The sequence below is a fragment of the Saccharopolyspora gregorii genome, from assembly GCF_024734405.1.
GTDB classification, from domain to species: Bacteria; Actinomycetota; Actinomycetes; order Mycobacteriales; family Pseudonocardiaceae; genus Saccharopolyspora_C; species Saccharopolyspora_C gregorii.
This window is the reverse complement of sequence record NZ_CP059556.1, coordinates 4,369,841-4,386,426: the sequence shown is the minus strand read 5'-3', so window position 1 is coordinate 4,386,426 and position 16,586 is coordinate 4,369,841. Positions and strand designations below refer to the sequence as shown.

17 protein-coding genes are annotated in these 16,586 nt (G+C 72.6%); 14 read left to right on the top strand and 3 right to left on the bottom strand.

The genetic code is table 11. From position 1 onward, the window contains the following. Positions 1-590 precede the first annotated feature (590 nt). From H1226_RS19020 to metK, 8 genes are all read left to right on the top strand, one after another. Positions 591-1,922 (top strand): amino acid permease, encoded by a 1,332-nt coding sequence (locus H1226_RS19020; RefSeq protein ID WP_258349456.1) that lies wholly within the window; start codon positions 591-593, stop codon positions 1,920-1,922. A 149-nt stretch (positions 1,923-2,071) separates the two neighbouring features. Beyond that, complete coding sequence (locus H1226_RS19015) at positions 2,072-3,214, top strand: serine/threonine-protein kinase (RefSeq protein WP_258341923.1); 1,143 nt, start codon at positions 2,072-2,074, stop codon at positions 3,212-3,214. Next, on the top strand, positions 3,211-3,873 hold the full coding sequence (locus tag H1226_RS19010; protein ID WP_258341922.1) for a hypothetical protein: 663 nt from the start codon (positions 3,211-3,213) through the stop codon (positions 3,871-3,873). Before H1226_RS19015 ends, H1226_RS19010 begins: the two co-directional genes overlap by 4 nt. A 595-nt stretch (positions 3,874-4,468) precedes the next feature. Beyond that, positions 4,469-4,786: an integration host factor, actinobacterial type gene (gene mihF, locus H1226_RS19005; protein WP_184484996.1), complete on the top strand. Its 318-nt coding sequence runs from the start codon at positions 4,469-4,471 to the stop codon at positions 4,784-4,786. Next, positions 4,783-5,385 carry a guanylate kinase gene (gene gmk / locus H1226_RS19000; protein WP_224956553.1) on the top strand — a complete coding sequence of 201 codons (603 nt, stop codon included), beginning with the start codon at positions 4,783-4,785 and terminating at the stop codon, positions 5,383-5,385. The genes mihF and gmk overlap by 4 nt, the downstream gene beginning before the upstream one ends. A gap of 97 nt (positions 5,386-5,482) precedes the next feature. Beyond that, entirely contained in the window at positions 5,483-5,776 is a 294-nt protein-coding gene (gene rpoZ, locus H1226_RS18995) for a DNA-directed RNA polymerase subunit omega (RefSeq protein ID WP_224956551.1), read from the top strand. Between the two features lie 13 nt (positions 5,777-5,789). Then, positions 5,790-7,040, top strand: coding sequence for a bifunctional phosphopantothenoylcysteine decarboxylase/phosphopantothenate--cysteine ligase CoaBC (gene coaBC / locus H1226_RS18990; protein WP_258341921.1), 1,251 nt, complete (start codon positions 5,790-5,792; stop codon positions 7,038-7,040). A 42-nt stretch (positions 7,041-7,082) separates the two neighbouring features. Continuing rightward, positions 7,083-8,255, top strand: coding sequence for a methionine adenosyltransferase (metK, locus tag H1226_RS18985; protein ID WP_258349455.1), 1,173 nt, complete (start codon positions 7,083-7,085; stop codon positions 8,253-8,255). Here metK and H1226_RS18980 read toward each other — a convergent pair whose 3' ends face one another. After that, positions 8,256-8,687: an NUDIX hydrolase gene (locus tag H1226_RS18980; protein WP_258341920.1), complete on the bottom strand. Its 432-nt coding sequence runs from the start codon at positions 8,685-8,687 to the stop codon at positions 8,256-8,258. Between the two features lie 263 nt (positions 8,688-8,950). On the opposite strand from H1226_RS18980, the gene hisG reads away from it, so the two are divergent. Next, positions 8,951-9,811, top strand: coding sequence for an ATP phosphoribosyltransferase (gene hisG / locus H1226_RS18975; RefSeq protein ID WP_224956547.1), 861 nt, complete (start codon positions 8,951-8,953; stop codon positions 9,809-9,811). 59 nt (positions 9,812-9,870) lie between these two features. On the opposite strand, the gene H1226_RS18970 is transcribed toward hisG, so the two are convergent. Together H1226_RS18970 and H1226_RS18965 are read right to left on the bottom strand one after the other, a co-directional pair. Continuing rightward, positions 9,871-10,527: an RES family NAD+ phosphorylase gene (locus tag H1226_RS18970; protein WP_224956546.1), complete on the bottom strand. Its 657-nt coding sequence runs from the start codon at positions 10,525-10,527 to the stop codon at positions 9,871-9,873. A gap of 34 nt (positions 10,528-10,561) precedes the next feature. Further along, the gene (locus H1226_RS18965; protein ID WP_224956545.1) at positions 10,562-11,146 is read right to left on the bottom strand and encodes a DNA-binding protein; all 585 of its coding nucleotides are present in this window, start codon (positions 11,144-11,146) and stop codon (positions 10,562-10,564) included. A 426-nt stretch (positions 11,147-11,572) separates the two neighbouring features. Here H1226_RS18965 and H1226_RS18960 point away from each other — a divergent pair, with 426 nt between their 5' ends. The 5 genes from H1226_RS18960 (at position 11,573) to H1226_RS18940 (ending at position 16,530) form a co-directional block, all read left to right on the top strand. Next, complete coding sequence (locus tag H1226_RS18960) at positions 11,573-12,325, top strand: SDR family oxidoreductase (protein WP_258341919.1); 753 nt, start codon at positions 11,573-11,575, stop codon at positions 12,323-12,325. After that, positions 12,325-13,104: an SDR family oxidoreductase gene (locus tag H1226_RS18955; RefSeq protein WP_258341918.1), complete on the top strand. Its 780-nt coding sequence runs from the start codon at positions 12,325-12,327 to the stop codon at positions 13,102-13,104. Before H1226_RS18960 ends, H1226_RS18955 begins: the two co-directional genes overlap by 1 nt. Positions 13,105-13,132: 28 nt before the next feature. After that, positions 13,133-13,738 (top strand): TetR/AcrR family transcriptional regulator, encoded by a 606-nt coding sequence (locus H1226_RS18950; RefSeq protein WP_258341917.1) that lies wholly within the window; start codon positions 13,133-13,135, stop codon positions 13,736-13,738. A 54-nt stretch (positions 13,739-13,792) separates the two neighbouring features. Further along, positions 13,793-14,785: an NADPH:quinone oxidoreductase family protein gene (locus tag H1226_RS18945; RefSeq protein ID WP_258341916.1), complete on the top strand. Its 993-nt coding sequence runs from the start codon at positions 13,793-13,795 to the stop codon at positions 14,783-14,785. Between the two features lie 191 nt (positions 14,786-14,976). Beyond that, positions 14,977-16,530 carry an AbgT family transporter gene (locus tag H1226_RS18940; protein WP_258341915.1) on the top strand — a complete coding sequence of 518 codons (1,554 nt, stop codon included), beginning with the start codon at positions 14,977-14,979 and terminating at the stop codon, positions 16,528-16,530. Positions 16,531-16,586: the final 56 nt, after the last annotated feature.

Here is a 16,586-nt window from a genome sequence, read left to right as displayed (position 1 = left end):
AATTGTCCAGTAGGCACGCTGAATGGGGGCCCCGGCATTCTTGCCCGCCGGATTGAACACCCTGCCGGAGGTCCCCCGCCAGGTGGACGGAAGTGGAACTCAGGGTGTCGGGAAACCCCTCACCAGTCCCTCGGCAAGCCTCTGGCCTGCGAGTTCCTCCGCTGGGCGTTGGCCTAGGAAAACAGGTACTGTCTGCGACGTTCATTACACTTTCTCTGGGGAATGCTGCTCGATTCGGGTGAGGCGGTGTGGATCTTGACAACTGAGCGTGTGCGCCGCACCATTCCGTCCCAAGCATCGGAACGGGTTGCGCGGGCCGCCGGAACGTGGTCGCCCGGCCCGGTGTGCCCTGAGAAGGACCCTCCACGCCGGCGAATCCGCGCATCGAGGCGAACCCCCGAGCGTCCGGAACGGCGACCCCGAGGAGTCGCGAGCAACCGCGCAGGCCGACCGCGTGGACGAGCAGAACGGAAATTCCGGACACAGTGAGCCAAGAAACCCTCCAGACCGGCGGCGATCCGAACGGGAAGCAGCCCGTCGACGCCGGAGACGCCGGCTACAGCAAGTCGCTGAAGGCGCGGCACATCAACATGATCGCCATCGGCGGCGCGATCGGCACCGGCCTGTTCCTCGGCGCGGGCGGCAGGCTCGTGCAGGCCGGGCCCGCGCTGGCCATCGCCTACGCGGTGTGCGGGCTGTTCGCGTTCTTCGTGGTCCGCTCCCTCGGCGAGCTCATCCTCTACCGTCCCTCGTCCGGCGCGTTCGTGTCCTACGCCCGGGAGTTCATGGGGGAGAAGGGGGCCTACACCGCGGGGTGGATGCACTTCCTGAACTGGTCCACCACCGGCATCGCCGACATCACGGCCATCGCGCTCTACGCCCACTTCTGGGCGCTGTTCTCCCCGATCCCGCAGTGGGTGCTGGCGCTGATCGCGCTGGGCGTCGTGCTCGCGCTGAACATGGTGTCGGTGCGGCTGTTCGGCGAGATGGAGTTCTGGTTCGCCATCGTCAAGGTCGGCGCGCTGGTGCTGTTCATGCTCATCGGCATCTACCTGATCGTCACCGGCCACGCCATCGACGGTCACCAGGCCGGGTTCTCGGTGATCTCCGACAACGGCGGGGTCTTCCCCTCCGGGGTCGTGCCGGTCGTGCTGATCATGCAGGGCGTCGTGTTCGCCTACGCCTCCGTCGAGCTCGTCGGCGTCGCCGCCGGTGAGACGGAGAACCCCGAGAAGATCATGCCCAAGGCGATCAACTCGATCATGTGGCGGATCGGGATCTTCTACGTCGGCTCCGTCGTGCTGCTCACGATGCTGATGCCGTGGAGCTCCTACAAGGACGGCGAGAGCCCCTTCGTCACCGTCCTCGCCAACCTCGGCGTCCCCTACGCCGGGGACGTGATGAACCTCGTGGTGCTCACCGCCGCCATGTCCAGCCTCAACTCGGGGCTGTACTCCACCGGTCGCATCCTGCGGTCCATGTCGCTGGCCGGCTCCGCGCCGAAGTTCACCGGTGCGATGAACAAGAGCCAGGTGCCCTACGGCGGCATCCTGCTGACCTCCGCGGTCTGCGTCGTCGGCGTCGGGCTCAACGCGGTCGTGCCGGAGCAGGCGTTCGAGATCGTGCTGAACTTCGCCTCGATCGGCATCCTCGCCACCTGGGCGATCATCGTGCTCAGCCACCTGCTGTTCGTGCGCAAGGCCAAGCGCGGGGAAGTGGAGCGGCCCGGCTACCGGCTGCCGTTCTCCCCGTACATCGAGTACGTCACGCTGGCGTTCCTGGCCTCCGTCGTGGTCCTGATGGGCTTCGACGAGACCGGGCAGATCACCCTGATGGCGCTGCCGGTGATCCTGATCGCGCTGGTCGTGGGCTGGTACTGCGTCCGCGGCCGCATCGACATGTCGAAGATGGAACGCGAGTAGTCCAGGCGACCTCCCGAGCGGGGTGGCCGTCCGGTTCGCCCGGGCGGCCACCCCGTTGTCGTTCCGCCTCCTGCGCGTGATCCACATCGGCTAGGGTCGGCGCCCATCGGCGGCCCGGGTGGGTCCGGGCGGGCACCGCGGAGGGACGGATGGACGACGCGGCTCCGAAGCTGCTGGGCGGGCGGTACCGGCTGGGCAGGCGCCTGGGACGTGGCGGCATGTCCGTCGTCCACCGCGCGGTGGACACCCGGCTGGGGCGACCGGTCGCGGTGAAGATCTTCCGCTCCGACGCGGACGAAGCCTCCCGGCGGCGCTTCGAGGACGAGGCGCGGCTGCTGGCGCGGCTGAGCCACCCCGGTCTGGTGGCCGTGCACGACGCGGGCGCCGAGTCCGGCGACGGCGATCCGTACCTCGTCATGCAGCTCGTCGAAGGCCGGACCCTCAGCGCCGCCCTGCGGGCGGGCGCGTTCGAGACCGAGCAGGTCGTGGAGCTGGGCCGGCGGCTGGCGGAGGTGCTGGCCCACGTGCACGCCAACGGGATCGTGCACCGGGACGTGAAGCCCTCCAACGTGCTCATCACCGAGGAAGGGCGGGTCTTCCTCGCCGACTTCGGCATCTCGCGGCTCGTGCACGCCGTGGGGCGGGTGACCGACTCGGGCGTGATCATGGGCTCCGCGCACTACATGGCGCCCGAGCAGGTGCGCGACGAGGACGTCGACCACGCCGCGGACGTGTACGCGCTCGGGCTCGTGCTGCTGGAGTGCGCCACCGGGCGCGCCGAGTACGACGGCACCAAGACCGAGGCCGCGGTGGCCCGGCTGACCCGCGAACCCCGCATCCCGGACTGGCTGCCGGACCCGCTCGCCGAGGTGCTGCCGGCCATGACGGCGTACGACCCGGAGCGGCGGCCCTCCGCCGCGCGCTGCGCGCGGCTGCTCGCCGCCGGAACCGCGGAGACCGGGGGCGGCGGGGACACCGCTGCCATCGCGGGCACCGCCGCCACGGGGGACGGGGGCACCGCCGCGGGCACCTCGGACGCGGTGGTGCCGCGACGGGACTCCGCCGACACCGCGGAGCACGGCGCGGACCCCGTCCCGCCGCGCCCGCGCCGCCGGCGCGCGCTCCTGCTCGGCGCGGCGGGCCTGCTGCTCCTGGTGCTCGGCGGGGCCGCCCTGCTGGTCCCCGGGGCGGACGTCCCGGACCGGCCGGTGCTCCCGCCCGAATCCGGGCCGCCCGGCGCGGAGCGGCTGCCCGCGGACCTCGCGGACCTGGAGGGGCTGGTGCGCGGATGAAGCGTGCGATGTGGACGGTGCCCGCGCTGCTGCTCGTCTCCTGCGGCGCTCCGGCGCCGCCGATGGCGCCCGAGGTGCGCGCGGACCTGCTGGCGGCGGTCGCCGAGGTCCGGGACGCCGCGCAGCGCCACGACCGGGCCGCCGCCGAGGACGCGCTCGCCGCGCTCACCCGGGAGATCGCCGCCGCGCAGGCCACCGGCGGGCTCGACGCCGCCTACGCGCACGACCTGCTCGCGGCCGCCGGCCGGATCGCCGCCGACGTCGCCACCTTCCCGGAGCCCGAACCGCCCGCCCCGGTCGTCGTCACCGTGCCGGGGCCGCCGGTGCCCGTGCCCCAGGCGCCACCGCCGGGGACCGCGGTCCCTCCGCCGGTGCCCCCGCCCGCGACTCCGCCGCCCGCGCTCGGCGACGTGATCGAGGCCGTGATCGACGCCGCGGACCGCGATGCCGACGGGGACGACGACGGCTCGCCGGGGAAGGACGAGAGCGGTTCCGGGGACGGGCAGGGCTCCACCGGCAACGGACGGGGTTCGACCGGGAACGGGCAGGGCTCCACCGGCAACGGCGAGGGTGCCACCGGCAACGGGCAGGGCTCCGGCGACGACCGGAGCGAGTCCAGGGGTGGCGGGGGAGCCACCGGGAACGGTCAGGGCGGCTGACCGGTCATCTCCGCCGCGCGGCCCCGCGTGCGGCCTGCTGGGGAGCCGGGAGGGCGCGCGGCACGCCGCTGTCGGGGCTCATCGGTGCGTTCCTTCGCGAAGGGGGCGGGGGCGGGCGCACATCACCGGGACGACCTGAGGTGGCGCGCTCCGATCAAGATCATTTCATTGCCGCGCCGGACGCCCGTCGCGGGGCTCGGGACGGGTGATCGGGAACCGCCGCCGCCGAGTCCGGCTCGGGGTCGGTGGCGAGAACGGACCGAACCGGCCGGTAGGTCTTGATCGACTTCGTCGCGACGTGGTATCAGTCTCGCTGTGACCTGCGCGGACGACCCCCGTGTCGCTCAACCGCCCGGAAATCGGACAGATCGGAAGAGTTTTCTGCCAGGTTAGTGCACTTCAGCGCCATTGTTGGTAGTAGTTGCAGCGGCCCCAGTGCTCGTGCACCCCTTGTACGCGCCGCCCCCGGGGTCAGGCGGCGGGATCTTCCCCCGGAACGCCCGCTCGACAAGCCGGACCCGCGTGGAACCCGGCGGGCGGGACTCGGTACCGTCGCCGCACCGATCAAGAGAAACCCCACATCACGGAGGACATGGTGGCCCTTCCCCAGCTGACCGAGGAGCAGCGGGCAGCAGCTTTGGAAAAGGCGGCTGCCGCCCGTCGCGCCCGAGCCGAGCTCAAAGAGCGCCTCAAGCGCGGTGGAACCAGCCTGGCAGAGGTCCTGGACACCGCCGACAACGACGAGGTCTTGGGCAAGATGAAGGTGTCCGCGCTGCTTGAGGCCCTTCCCGGCGTGGGCAAGGTCCGCGCTCAGCAGATCATGGAGCGGCTGGAGATCGCGAACAGCCGCCGGCTCCGCGGGCTGGGTGAGCGTCAGCGCAAGGCGCTGCTCACCGAGTTCGCCGCCGAGTGATCGACACCCGTACCGGTGTCGAGCCGGGGTCGGTCCGCCAGGACGGGCCCCGGCTCACCGTCGTCTCCGGTCCTTCCGGCGTCGGCAAGTCCAGCGTCTTGAACGAACTGCGCGAACGGGCACCGGAGATCTACTTCAGCGTTTCGGTGACCACTCGCCGCCCCCGGGCGGGCGAGGTGGACGGCGCGCACTACCACTTCGTCGGCGTCTCCGAGTTCGAGCGGATGGTCGCCGCGGGCGAGCTGCTGGAACACGCGCGGTACGCGGGCAACTGCTACGGCACTCCGCGCGGCCCCGTCGAGGACGCGCTCGCCGCGGGCCGGGACGCCGTGCTGGAGATCGAACTGCAAGGAGCCCGGCAGGTCCGCCGGTCGATGCCGGAGGCGCGGCTCGTGATGCTGCTGCCCCCGTCCTGGGAGGAGCTCGTGCAGCGCCTCACCGGCCGCGGCACCGAAGATCCCGAGGTGGTCGAGGCCCGGCTGCGCACCGCGCGCGAGGAGCTGGCCGCCGAACCGGAGTTCGACGACACCGTGGTCAACGCCGACGTGCGGTCGGCGACCAGCGAATTGATACGATTGGTGACCGGTCGCCGGGTCTGAGCCCCGCGCTCGGACGCCGGACAGGCGCCAGCCGCCGGCCACCGCTGTCCACGCACCGGCGTCCACCGCCTTCTTCGTTCAGAGCAGGAGCCACCACGTGACCACCCCCAACGCGCTCGCCGCCCTCAACAGCCGGTCCTCGCTGACCTCCCCCGAGGGCATCACCAGCCCGCCGATCGACGACCTGCTCGAACAGGTCAGCTCGAAGTACGCGCTGGCGATCTACTCGGCCAAGCGCGCCCGCCAGATCAACGACTACTACGCCCAGCTCGGCGAGGGCCTGCTGGAGTACGTCGGCCCGCTGGTGGAGCCGGGCCCGCGGGAGAAGCCGCTGTCCATCGCGCTGCGCGAGATCCACGCGGGCGTGCTGGAACACACCGAAGGCGAGTGAGCCGAGAAGTCCCGTGACTCAGGAACCTTCCGGGGAGCGCCCGCGGGTCGTGCTCGGCGTCAGCGGTGGCATCGCCGCCTACAAGGCGTGCGAAGTGCTGCGGCGGTTCACCGAATCCGGCCACGACGTGCGGGTGGTGCCCACCGAGGCGGCGTTGCACTTCGTCGGCGCCGCGACCTTCGAGGCGCTGTCCGGGCACCCGGTGCGGACCGGCGTGTTCACCGACGTCGACCAGGTCCAGCACGTCCGGCTCGGCCAGGAAGCCGATCTCGTCGTGGTCGCGCCGGCCACCGCGGACCTGCTCGCGCGGGCCGCGCACGGCCTCGCCGACGACCTGCTGACCTCCACGCTGCTCACGGCCCGTTGCCCGGTGCTGGTGGTGCCCGCGATGCACACCGAGATGTGGGAGCACCCGGCGACGCGGCAGAACGTGGCCACGTTGCGGGCCAGGGGAGTGGTGGTCGCGGAACCGGCCAGCGGTCGGCTCACCGGCAAGGACACCGGCAAGGGCCGGTTGCCGGACCCGGTGGAGATCGTCGACCTGGGCAGGTTGCTGCTGTCCTCGGCCGCGGCGCTGCCGCGGGACCTGGAAGGCCGCCGCGTGGTGATCTCCGCGGGCGGTACCCGGGAACCCCTCGACCCGGTGCGCTACCTGGGGAACCGCTCGTCGGGGCGGCAGGGCTACGCGCTGGCCCGGGTGGCCGCGCACCGCGGCGCCGAGGTGGTGCTCGTCTCCGCGCACACCGCCGACCTGGTGGAGCCGGCCGGGGTGCGGGTGGTGCACGTGGGCACCGCGGAGCAGCTGCGCGAGGCGGTGCTCACCGAGGCGGACGGGGCGGACGCGGTCGTGATGGCCGCCGCCGTCGCCGACTTCCGGCCGGTGGACCTCGCCGAGCACAAGATCAAGAAGGTGGACGCGGATCCGCCGCCGGTGAAGCTGACCCGGAACCCGGACATCCTCGCCGAGCTCGTCGAGCGGCGCCGCGACGGCCGGATCCAGGTCGGCGCGGTCGTGGGCTTCGCCGCCGAGACCGGCGATCCGGACACGACGGTCCTCGAACACGGCCGCCGCAAGCTCGGCCGCAAGGGCTGCGACCTGCTCGTGGTCAACGCGGTCGGCGACGGCAAGGCCTTCGAGATGGAGGACAACGCGGGCTGGCTGCTGTCCACCGACGGCACCGAGACCCCGCTGCCGCACGGCGCGAAGTCCCTGCTCTCGGCCCGGCTGTGGGATGCTGTGACGCGGCGGTTCGAGCAGGGCTGAGCCCGGGCCGCACCCGTTCCCAGGGGGTGGACCGTGCAGCGGCTGTTCACCAGCGAATCGGTGACCGAAGGTCATCCGGACAAGGTGTGCGACGCGATCAGCGACGCGGTGCTCGACGCGCTGCTCGCCCAGGACCCGCTCTCCCGCGTGGCGGTCGAGGCGATGGTCACCACCGGGCAGGTGCACGTGGTCGGCGAGATCACCACCGAGGCCTACGTGGACATCCCGGGCCTGGTGCGGCGGCGGGTGCTGGAGATCGGCTACGACTCCTCGGCGAAGGGCTTCGACGGGAACTCCTGCGGGGTGAACGTCGCCATCGACGCGCAATCCCCGGACATCGCCCGCGGCGTGGCGCACGGTTACGAGTCCCGGGTGCGGGGCGTCGACGACGAGGTGGCCCGCCAGGGAGCGGGTGATCAGGGGATCATGTTCGGCTACGCCTGCGACGAGACCCCGGAGCGGCTGCCGGTGCCGATCGCGCTGGCGCACCGGCTGGCCCGGCGGCTGGCCGCGGTGCGCAAGGACGGGCTGCTGCCGCACCTGCGCCCGGACGGCAAGACGCAGGTGACCATCGCCTACGACGGGGACCGGCCGGTGGCCCTGGACACCGCGGTGCTCTCCGCGCAGCACGCGGACGGCGTGGACGAGGCGCGGATCGACGCGGAGCTGCGGGAACTGGTGCTCGGCCCCGAGCTGGCCGCGCTGGACCTGGACGTCTCGGCGGCGCGGACGCTGGTGAACCCGACGGGCCGGTTCGTGCTCGGCGGGCCGATGGGCGACGCCGGGCTCACCGGGCGCAAGATCGTGGTGGACACCTACGGCGGGGCCGCCCGGCACGGCGGCGGTGCCTTCTCCGGCAAAGATCCGTCCAAAGTGGACCGGTCCGGCGCTTACGCGATGCGCTGGGTCGCGACCAACGTGGTCGCCGCCGGGCTCGCCCGGCGCATCGAGGTCCAGGTGGCCTACGCCATCGGCACCGCGGCGCCGGTCGGGCTGTTCGTGGAGACCTTCGGCACCGAAACCGTTGCACCGCAACGGATCCAGTCCGCCATCGCCGCCGTCTTCGACCTGCGGCCGGCTGCGATCATCCGCGACCTCGGGCTGCTGGACGTCCGCTACGCGCCCACCGCCGCGTACGGCCACTTCGGACGGACCGACGTCGATTTCCCCTGGGAGCGCACCGATCGGGCCGACGCGCTGCGCGCCGCCGCCTGATCATTCCCAGCCGTGCACCGAGAACGCGGGACCGCCGCCCAGCGCGCGCAGGCCCACCGCCGCGTACCCGATCATCGGCTCCGGCAGCGCGTCCAGCTCGAACCAGCCGAGCTCGTGGCACTTCTCCGGCTCCCGGTTCACCGGCTCGCCGGACCAGCGCGAGGCGCGGAAGAAGAAGCCGAACCGCGGTTCCTGGCCCGGCCCGGTGATGTGCACCGAGTGCACGTGCACCAGGTCGGCCGGATCGATCCGCACCCCGACCTCCTCGTCGGCCTCCCGCACCGCGGCCGAGAGCACGTCCTCGCCCGCGTCCACCTTGCCGGACGGCAGGTGCCAGCAACCGTCGAAGGCGTCCCCGCGGCGCTTGCTCAGCAGCACGCGCGAGCCGCGGAGCAGCGCGACGTGGGCGTCGACGAGATGGCGGTCGGGCATGGCGGGAATCCTCACCGGCGTGCGGACAACGGCCCCCGAGCCTACGAGGCGGACGTGAGCACCGACATGTCGCGGGCCGCCCGGCGCGGTCGGTGTGCCACCATTCCAGGCGGAAGAAGAACGGCTGGCGAGGAGGAGACGGTTCGATGTGCGGTGGTCAACGCCATAGCGGGTTCCGCCCGCAGCGCGTCGCGGGTGGAACGCCCCGCCGCCCCGCCTGAACCGGGGCCGTCCCGCACCACCGAATCCGCAAAGGAACCACCATGCTCCGGGTCGCCGTGCCCAACAAGGGATCGTTGAGCGGTCCCGCCATCCAGCTGCTCTCCGACGCGGGCTACCGCGTGCACCGCGAGCACAAGGCGCTGTTCGCCACCGACACGGCCAACGACGTCCAGTTCGTCTTCCTGCGGCCGACCGACATCGCCCGCACCGTCGGCAGCGGGGTGCTCGACGTCGGCATCACCGGCCAGGACCTGTTGCAGGCGGCCGGAACCGACGTGAGCACCACCGAACTGCTGCCGCTGGACTTCGGGGTGTCGCGGTTCTTCTTCGCCGCCCCGACCGGGCGGCTCGGTGCGCTGACCGAGCTCGACGGCAAGCGCATCGCCACCTCGTTCGCGCCGCTGGTCTCGGCCGCCGCCGCGGACCTGGGCATCGAGGTGGAGATCATCGAGCTCGACGGCGCGGTGGAGACCGCGGTCGAGCTGGGGCTCGCCGACGCCATCGCGGACGTGGTGGAGACCGGGGCCTCGCTGCGGGAAGCCGGGTTGCAGACCGTCGGCGAACCGATCCTGCGCTCCGAGGCGGTGCTGGTGCGCGGTACCCGCGACCTGCCCGCGGACAGCGAGCAGGCGATCGAGAAGCTGATCCAGCGGCTGCGCGGCGTCCTCATCGCCCGGCAGTACGTGATGATGGACTACAACTGCCCGACCGCGTCCCTGGACGCCGCCCGCAAGATCACGCCGGGCATGGAGGCGCCGACGGTGTCCCCGCTCGACGAGCAGGGCTGGGTGGCGGTGCGGGTGATGGTGCCGCGCCACCAGGCCCAGACGATCATGGATTCGCTGTGGGCGGCCGGCGCCCGCGCCATCCTCGTCACGCCCCTCGAAGCCTGCCGCCTCTGATCCCGGTCGGGTGAGCGGCCGTCCGGCCACGCCGGTCGGGCGGCCGCTCGCCTGCGGACTCAGTCCAGCAGCGTGTAGTTCAGGTCCTTGCAGACCCGGCCCAGCGGCACGTCGAGACCCGGGTGCTCCAGCGGGAGCAGCACGTCGGGGGCGTCGGGCAGCGCCGAGGCCGACGGCGGGTCCCACAGGCACAGCGACGGGTTGCCGCCGTCCATCGCCGACCGGTACCAGAGCCCGTCGAGCTCCGGGTAGGCCGCGCGGATGCTGCGCGCCCACGCCTGGGTGCGCTCCTTCGGGCCGTTGCTGATCGCCTGGGAGGCGCCGGCGCGCGTCGCCCACAGCCCGGCCAGGTCCAGCAGCCGCAGCGTGCGCCGCGGCCGGAACAGCACCAGGTGCGGTTTGCGGGTGCGGCGGTCCACCGTGGAGGTGGCCTGGAAGACCTCGGCGATGCAGGTGCGCACCGACAGCGAGAAGTACAGCACCCCGTGCTCGCGGGTGACCGTCGGCCCGCCCTGGGTGTTGGGCAGGTGCGGGTCGAAGCGGGCGTGCGGCAGCGGTCCGGCGTAGCGGAAGCTGTCCCACTGCTGCGGGTGGTTGCCGCCGGAGGTGAACACCCGGGCGAGCCGGGTTCCCGCGGGCACCGCGATCACGTCCTCGGTGCGGCGCAGCATCGCCTGCAGTACCGCAGGCGCCGGCGGCTGGGGGAGTCTTGCCAACTGGTGTCCTGGTGGGTTCGCGGTGCGGGGCCGGTCAGGCCGGGGTGCCGATCGCCGAGGCGAGGTCGGCGACGCGGCGCGCGCTGCCGCCCGCGAGCAGCCACTCGCGCGGGCTGACGGGGCGGTCGCCGAGCTCCAGGTCGTCCTGCGCGGTCGTCATGAACTTCGCGAGCACCAGCGCGGGCTGGTCCTGCGGCATGCCGGCGAGCACCGTCTCCAGGCCGGGGAGCACGTCGTCGTCGCTGAACTGCCAGGCGGGCAGCCGCCAGCCGCCGCGGTCCTTCCAGCCGATGAGCCGTCCGTCGCCGATGCGGTGCCGGATGCGGCTGGAGTCCACGCCGATGCGCTCGGCGGCCTGGTTGACCGACAGCGCGGTATCGCGCAGCACGGCCTGCTCGGCTACCGTGCGGGCGCGCGGATCGGTCTCGTCGGTGGCCAGCGGTGCGAGGTCGAGCCCGGCTTCCGCGAGGGCTTCGCGCTCGGCGGTGGTGAAGTGCGCTGAAGGATCGACCTGCGGCGTGATGAGCCGCTTCGCTGCGTCTTCCACGAGCGAGAGGAATTCGTTGGCGGTGACCCGCAGTCCTGCCCGGGCCAGGATGGTCTCCAGCGCGACTGTCATGTCCCCAGCGTAGCGCGTTCTGGGCCAAACGTGTGCGCGATCGTGCGCTCCGCAATGGTGAATCACCATATGTAGCAGGCGGGTCGCACACAGTGCCGCGTCCATCCGGCTGACGGAGGACCCGGGCGAACCTATCGGGCGATGCGGCGGTTCCGGCGGAAAATCCTCGCCCAGAAATGGAAATGATCTCCGTTTTTGCTGGCGAGTCCGCAGTGGATCAGCCGCGACCGTCTCAGATCGCCGAGCGGGAGCGACTGCGCGAGGTGAAGTCCAGGGCCGGACGGGTGGTCCGGTCGGGTAGTGGGCCGGGCGGGGGTGCGGCCCCGGGTGAACGTCGCAGCGGGCGCCCGAGGGCTTGACGGGAGCCCGCGGCACGCCGTTCACTGGCCCGTACCGACTGGTCGGTCTTTCGAGTGGGAGCAGTGCATGAGCAAGCGATTCGACGGCCGGGTGGCCATCGTGACCGGCGCCAGCCGCGGCATCGGGCTCGGCATCGCCGAACGCCTGGTGTCCGAAGGCGCCCAGGTCGTCCTCACCGCCCGCAAACCCGAACCCCTGGACGAGGCCGTCGCCGCCCTCGGCGCCGAGCACGCCCGCGGCATCGCCGGCAAGGTGGACGATCCCGACCACCAGGCCGAGGTCGTCGAGCGGACGCTCGCCGACCACGGCCGCATCGACGTCCTGGTCAACAACGCGGGCATCAACCCCGCCTACGGGCCGGTCATCGACGTCGAACCCGGGGTGGCGCGCAAGACCTTCGAGGTCAACGTGCTCTCCGCGCTGACCTGGACGCAGCGGGTGCACCGGGCGTGGATGGCCGAGCACGGCGGCTCGGTGCTCAACGTGTCCTCCGTCGCCGGGCACCGGCCCTCGCCGGGCATCGGCTACTACGGCGCGACGAAGGCGATGCTGTCGCTGCTGACCCAGCAGCTCGGCGTCGAACTGGCACCGAACGTGCGGGTCAACGCCGTCGCCCCCGCCGTGGTGAAGACGCGGTTCGCCACCGCGCTCTACGCCGACGACGAGGACGGCGTCGCCGGCTCGTACCCGCTGAAGCGGCTCGGCGAGCCCGCCGACATCGGCGCCGCCGCCGCGTACCTGCTCTCCGACGAAGCGTCCTGGATCACCGGGCAGGTCCTCACCCTCGACGGCGGGCTCACCCTCACCGGAGGCGTGTGATGCGGCTGGACGGCTCGGTCGCCGTCGTCACCGGTGGCGGCAACGGCATCGGTGCGGCGCTGTGCCGCCGGTTCGCGGGCGAGGGCGCGTCCGTCGTGGTCAACGACCTCGACGCCGCCGCGGCACGCTCGGTCGCCGCCGAGATCGGCGGGCTCGCCGTGCCGGGCAACGCCGCGAGCGAGGACGGCGTCGCCGAACTCGTCGGCACCGCCACCGAGCGGCACGGGCGCATCGACCTGTTCTGCGCCAACGCCGGGGTCGCCGACGAGGGCGGGCCGGAGGCGCCGGAAGCGGCGTGGGCCCGCTCGATGGAAGTCAACGTCATGGCGCACGTGCGGGCCGCGCGGGCGCTGCTGCCGCAGTGGCTGGAGCGCGGCGAAGGCCGGTTCCTGGCCACCGTCTCGGCCGCCGGGCTGCTCACCATGCTCGGCTCCGCGCCGTACTCGGTGAGCAAGCACGCCGCGCTGGCCTTCGCCGAGTGGATGGCGATCACCTACGCCGACCGCGGGATCGTGGTGCAGGCGCTGTGCCCGCAGGGCGTGCGCACCGACCTGCTCGACGGCACCGGCGAGACCGGCAGGAAGCTGCTCGCGGACGCCGCCATCGAACCGGACCAGGTAGCCGACGACGTGCTGGCCGCGCTCGCCGACGACCGGTTCCTGGTCCTGCCGCACCCCGAGGTCGCCGACTACTACGCGCTGCGCTCCACCGATCCCGCCAAGTGGCACGGCGGCATGCGCAAGCTCCAGCGCGGACTGGACCGATCAGCCGGTCGATAGCCTGGTGGGCGGAGAAGAGGAGGCGCACATGGCCGGCACGGAGGTCCGCACGGCACCGGAGGTCGCCGAGACGGTGCCGCAGCGGTTGCTGGCGGCGGCGACGCGGCTGTTCGCGGAGCACGGGTTCGAAACGACCTCCGTGCAGCAGATCGTGGACGCCGCCGGGGTCACCAAGGGCGCCATGTACCACTACTTCGGCTCCAAGGACGACCTGCTGCACGAGATCTACGCGCGGCTGCTGCGGGTGCAGACCGCGCGGATGGAGCAGGAGGCCGCGGGCGACTCGCCGGTCGCCGACCGGCTGCACGCGGTCGCCGCCGACGTGGTGGCGACGACCGCGGCCAACCTGGACGACACGGTGATCTTCTTCCGGTCGATGCACCTGCTGCACCCGGACAAGCGCGCCGAGGTGCGCGCGCAGCGCCGCCGCTACCACGAGCGGGTGCGGGCGCTGATCGAAGAGGGCCAGGCGGCCGGGGTGTTCCGCGCGGACGAGCCCGCGGAGCTGGTCGTGGACTTCTTCTTCGGCTCGGTGCACCACCTCGGCACCTGGTTCCGGCGGGACGGCGAGCTGACCGGCGAGCAGATCGGCGAGCACTTCGCGGACCTGCTGCTGGCATCCCTGCGGCCATGACCGGTCGCGGGCACGAGCGAGGAGCGGCGGTGCTCCTCGATGCGGAGGTGTTGTGTGAAGGCGTGGCGGCTCAACGAGAACGGTGAACCGCAGGACGTGCTCCGGCTCGACGAGGTCGACGACCCGCGGCCGGGCCCGGGGCAGCTGCTGGTGCGGGTGCTGGCGACGCCGGTGAACTTCCCGGACGTGCTGCTGTGCCGCGGCGAGTACCAGATCAAGCCGCCGCTGCCGTTCACCCCGGGCGTGGAGCTGTGCGGCGAGGTCGTCGAGGTCGGCGAGGGCGTCGCGGAGTTCAGCCCCGGCGACCGGGTGCTCGGCTCGGCCTCGCTGCCCACCGGCGGCTTCGCGGAGCTGGCGCTGATGGACGCGCCGCGCACCTTCCCGGCTCCGGAGTCGCTGTCCGACGCGGAGGCCGCCTCGCTGTTCATCGGCTACCAGACCGGCCACTTCGGACTGCACCGGCGCGCGAACCTGCGCGAAGGTGAGACGTTGCTGGTGCACGCCGCCGCGGGCGGGGTCGGCTCCGCCGCGATCCAGCTCGGCAAGGCCGCCGGGGCGAAGGTGATCGGCGTCGTCGGCGGACCGCGGAAGGCCGAAGTGGCCGCGGAGCTCGGCGCCGACCTGGTGGTGGACCGGCGCAGCGAGGACTTCGTGCCCGTCGTCAAGGAGTTCACCGGCGGCAAGGGCGCCGACGTGGTGTACGACCCGGTGGGCGGCGAGACCTACGCGAAGTCCACCAAGTGCATCGCGTTCGAGGGCCGCATCCTCGTGATCGGCTTCGCAGGCGGCACCATCCCCACGCCCGGGCTGAACCACGCGCTGATCAAGAACTACTCGATCGTGGGCCTGCACTGGGGCCTGTACAACGAGCGGAACCCGCAGCTGGTGGTGGACGCGCACCGGGACCTGACCCGGCTGGCCGACGCAGGGCTGATCCGGCCGCTGATCAGCGAGCGGCTGCCGCTGGACGCGGTCGCCGACGCGGTCCGCCGGGTCGGCGAGGGCAGCACCGTCGGCCGCGTCGCCTACGACGTCGCGGCGAGCTGACCGGAGGCACCTCGACGAGGCCGGTGGCCCGCGGGCACCGGCGGGCGTGGCGACCCGGCGCGCGCACCGGTGGCCGACGGCGTCGCGATCGACCCGGAACGCTTCACCGCGCGCGGCCGGAGGACTAGGTTCCCCCCAGCGTCCTCCGGCCGTGCCGGGGAGCCGACCGCCGCCGCGCAGCTGGAGATCGCATGGCCGACACCGCCGCATCCGCGAAGCAGACCCGGCTGGACCGGGTGCTCAACCTCGTCGAACGGGCGGGAAACCGGCTGCCCGAACCGTTCCTGCTGTTCGCCCTGCTGTTCGTGCTCGTCGCCGTGGTGTCCACCGCGGTCGCCGCGTTCGGCGTCTCGGTGCGGATCCCGGGCGCCGCCGAGGACACGCCGGTGCGGGCGGCGCTGTCCGGGGAGGGGTTGCGGTACCTGTTCACCGAGCTGCCGGCGAACTTCATCGGCTTCCCGCCGCTGGAGACCGTCGTCACGATCATGCTCGGGGTGGGGCTGGCCGAGCGGACCGGGCTGCTCACCGCGCTGATCAGGGCCGCGTTCGGCGGGGCACCGCGCTGGGTGCTGCCCTACGCGGTCGGGTTCGTCGGGATCACCTCCAGCGTGATGGCCGACTCCGCGATGATCATCGTGCCGCCGCTGGCCGCGCTCGTGTTCAAGGCGGCGGGCAGGCATCCGGTGGCGGGGCTGCTCGGCGGGTTCGCCGCAGCGGGCGCCGGGTACTCGACCGCGCCGGTGGTGACGAGCCTGGACGCGCTGTTCTCCGGGATCAGCAACGAGGTCGCCTCGATCCTGCCGGACCCGGGCACGACGGTGACGCCGGTGTCGAACTACTACTTCAACGCGGTGTCCTCGATCGTGCTGGCGCTGCTGGCCGGGTTCCTGATCGACCGGATCATCGAGCCGCGGCTGGTGCGGGCCGGGGTGCCGCGGGAGGAGAGCGGGGAGGCGGCGCCCGAGCAGCTCACCGCCACCCCGTCCGCCGCCGAGCGGCGCGGGCTGCGCTGGGCGGGGATCGCCGCCGCCGTGCTCGTCGTGGCGGTGCTGGCGCTGGTGCTCTGGCCCGGTTCGCCGCTGCGCAACGACGCGGGCGGGTTCCTGCCGGAGTCGCCGCTGCTGGACTCGGTCACCACGCTGATCTTCCTGGCGTTCCTGGTGCCCGGCATCGCGTTCGGCGTGCCGTCCGGGGCGGTCACCGGCGCCGGGGACGTGCCGAAGCTGATGGCGGCATCGCTGCGGGACCTGACCGGCTTCCTGGTGCTGGCGTTCATGCTCGGCCAGTTCATCGGCCTGTTCAACTGGACGAACCTGGGCGCGGCGCTCGCCGTCGGCGGTGCCGACCTGCTGCGGGCGCTGGGGTTGGCGGGTTTCCCGGCGTTCCTCGGGTTCATGGTGCTGGCCTCGGTGCTGAACCTGTTCATCATCTCCGGGTCGAGCCTGTGGACGCTGATGGCGGCGGTGTTCGTGCCGATGTTCGCGCTGCTGGGCTTCGAACCGGGGTTCGCGCAGGCCGCGTTCCGGGTGGGCGACTCGGCGACGCAGATCATGACGCCGCTGAACCCCTACATGATCATCATCCTGGGTTACCTGCGGCGCTACGAACCGCAGGCGGGGCTCGGCACGCTGGTGGCGCGGATGGCTCCGTTCGTGGTGCCGTTCTGGCTGCTGTGGGCGCTGGTGCTGACCTCCTTCTACTTCGCGGACCTGCCGCTGGGGCCGGGCATGGGCATCAGGTTGTGAAGCGCCGCCGCGGGGAACTCTCCGGGCGCACCGTTCCCGGCGGCAGGAGGCGAGCG

What these genes read in the sequence shown, in the direction of transcription:
- H1226_RS18940 (WP_258341915.1), top strand. Translation starts at nt 14,977, where the DNA reads ATGGCCGACACCGCCGCATCCGCGAAGCAGACCCGGCTGGACCGGGTG.
- H1226_RS18965 (WP_224956545.1), bottom strand. Translation starts at nt 11,146, where the DNA reads ATGACAGTCGCGCTGGAGACCATCCTGGCCCGGGCAGGACTGCGGGTC.
- H1226_RS19010 (WP_258341922.1), top strand. Translation starts at nt 3,211, where the DNA reads ATGAAGCGTGCGATGTGGACGGTGCCCGCGCTGCTGCTCGTCTCCTGC.
- H1226_RS18950 (WP_258341917.1), top strand. Translation starts at nt 13,133, where the DNA reads ATGGCCGGCACGGAGGTCCGCACGGCACCGGAGGTCGCCGAGACGGTG.
- H1226_RS18955 (WP_258341918.1), top strand. Translation starts at nt 12,325, where the DNA reads ATGCGGCTGGACGGCTCGGTCGCCGTCGTCACCGGTGGCGGCAACGGC.
- H1226_RS18960 (WP_258341919.1), top strand. Translation starts at nt 11,573, where the DNA reads ATGAGCAAGCGATTCGACGGCCGGGTGGCCATCGTGACCGGCGCCAGC.
- H1226_RS19020 (WP_258349456.1), top strand. Translation starts at nt 591, where the DNA reads ATGATCGCCATCGGCGGCGCGATCGGCACCGGCCTGTTCCTCGGCGCG.
- hisG (WP_224956547.1), top strand. Translation starts at nt 8,951, where the DNA reads ATGCTCCGGGTCGCCGTGCCCAACAAGGGATCGTTGAGCGGTCCCGCC.
- H1226_RS19015 (WP_258341923.1), top strand. Translation starts at nt 2,072, where the DNA reads ATGGACGACGCGGCTCCGAAGCTGCTGGGCGGGCGGTACCGGCTGGGC.
- H1226_RS18980 (WP_258341920.1), bottom strand. Translation starts at nt 8,687, where the DNA reads ATGCCCGACCGCCATCTCGTCGACGCCCACGTCGCGCTGCTCCGCGGC.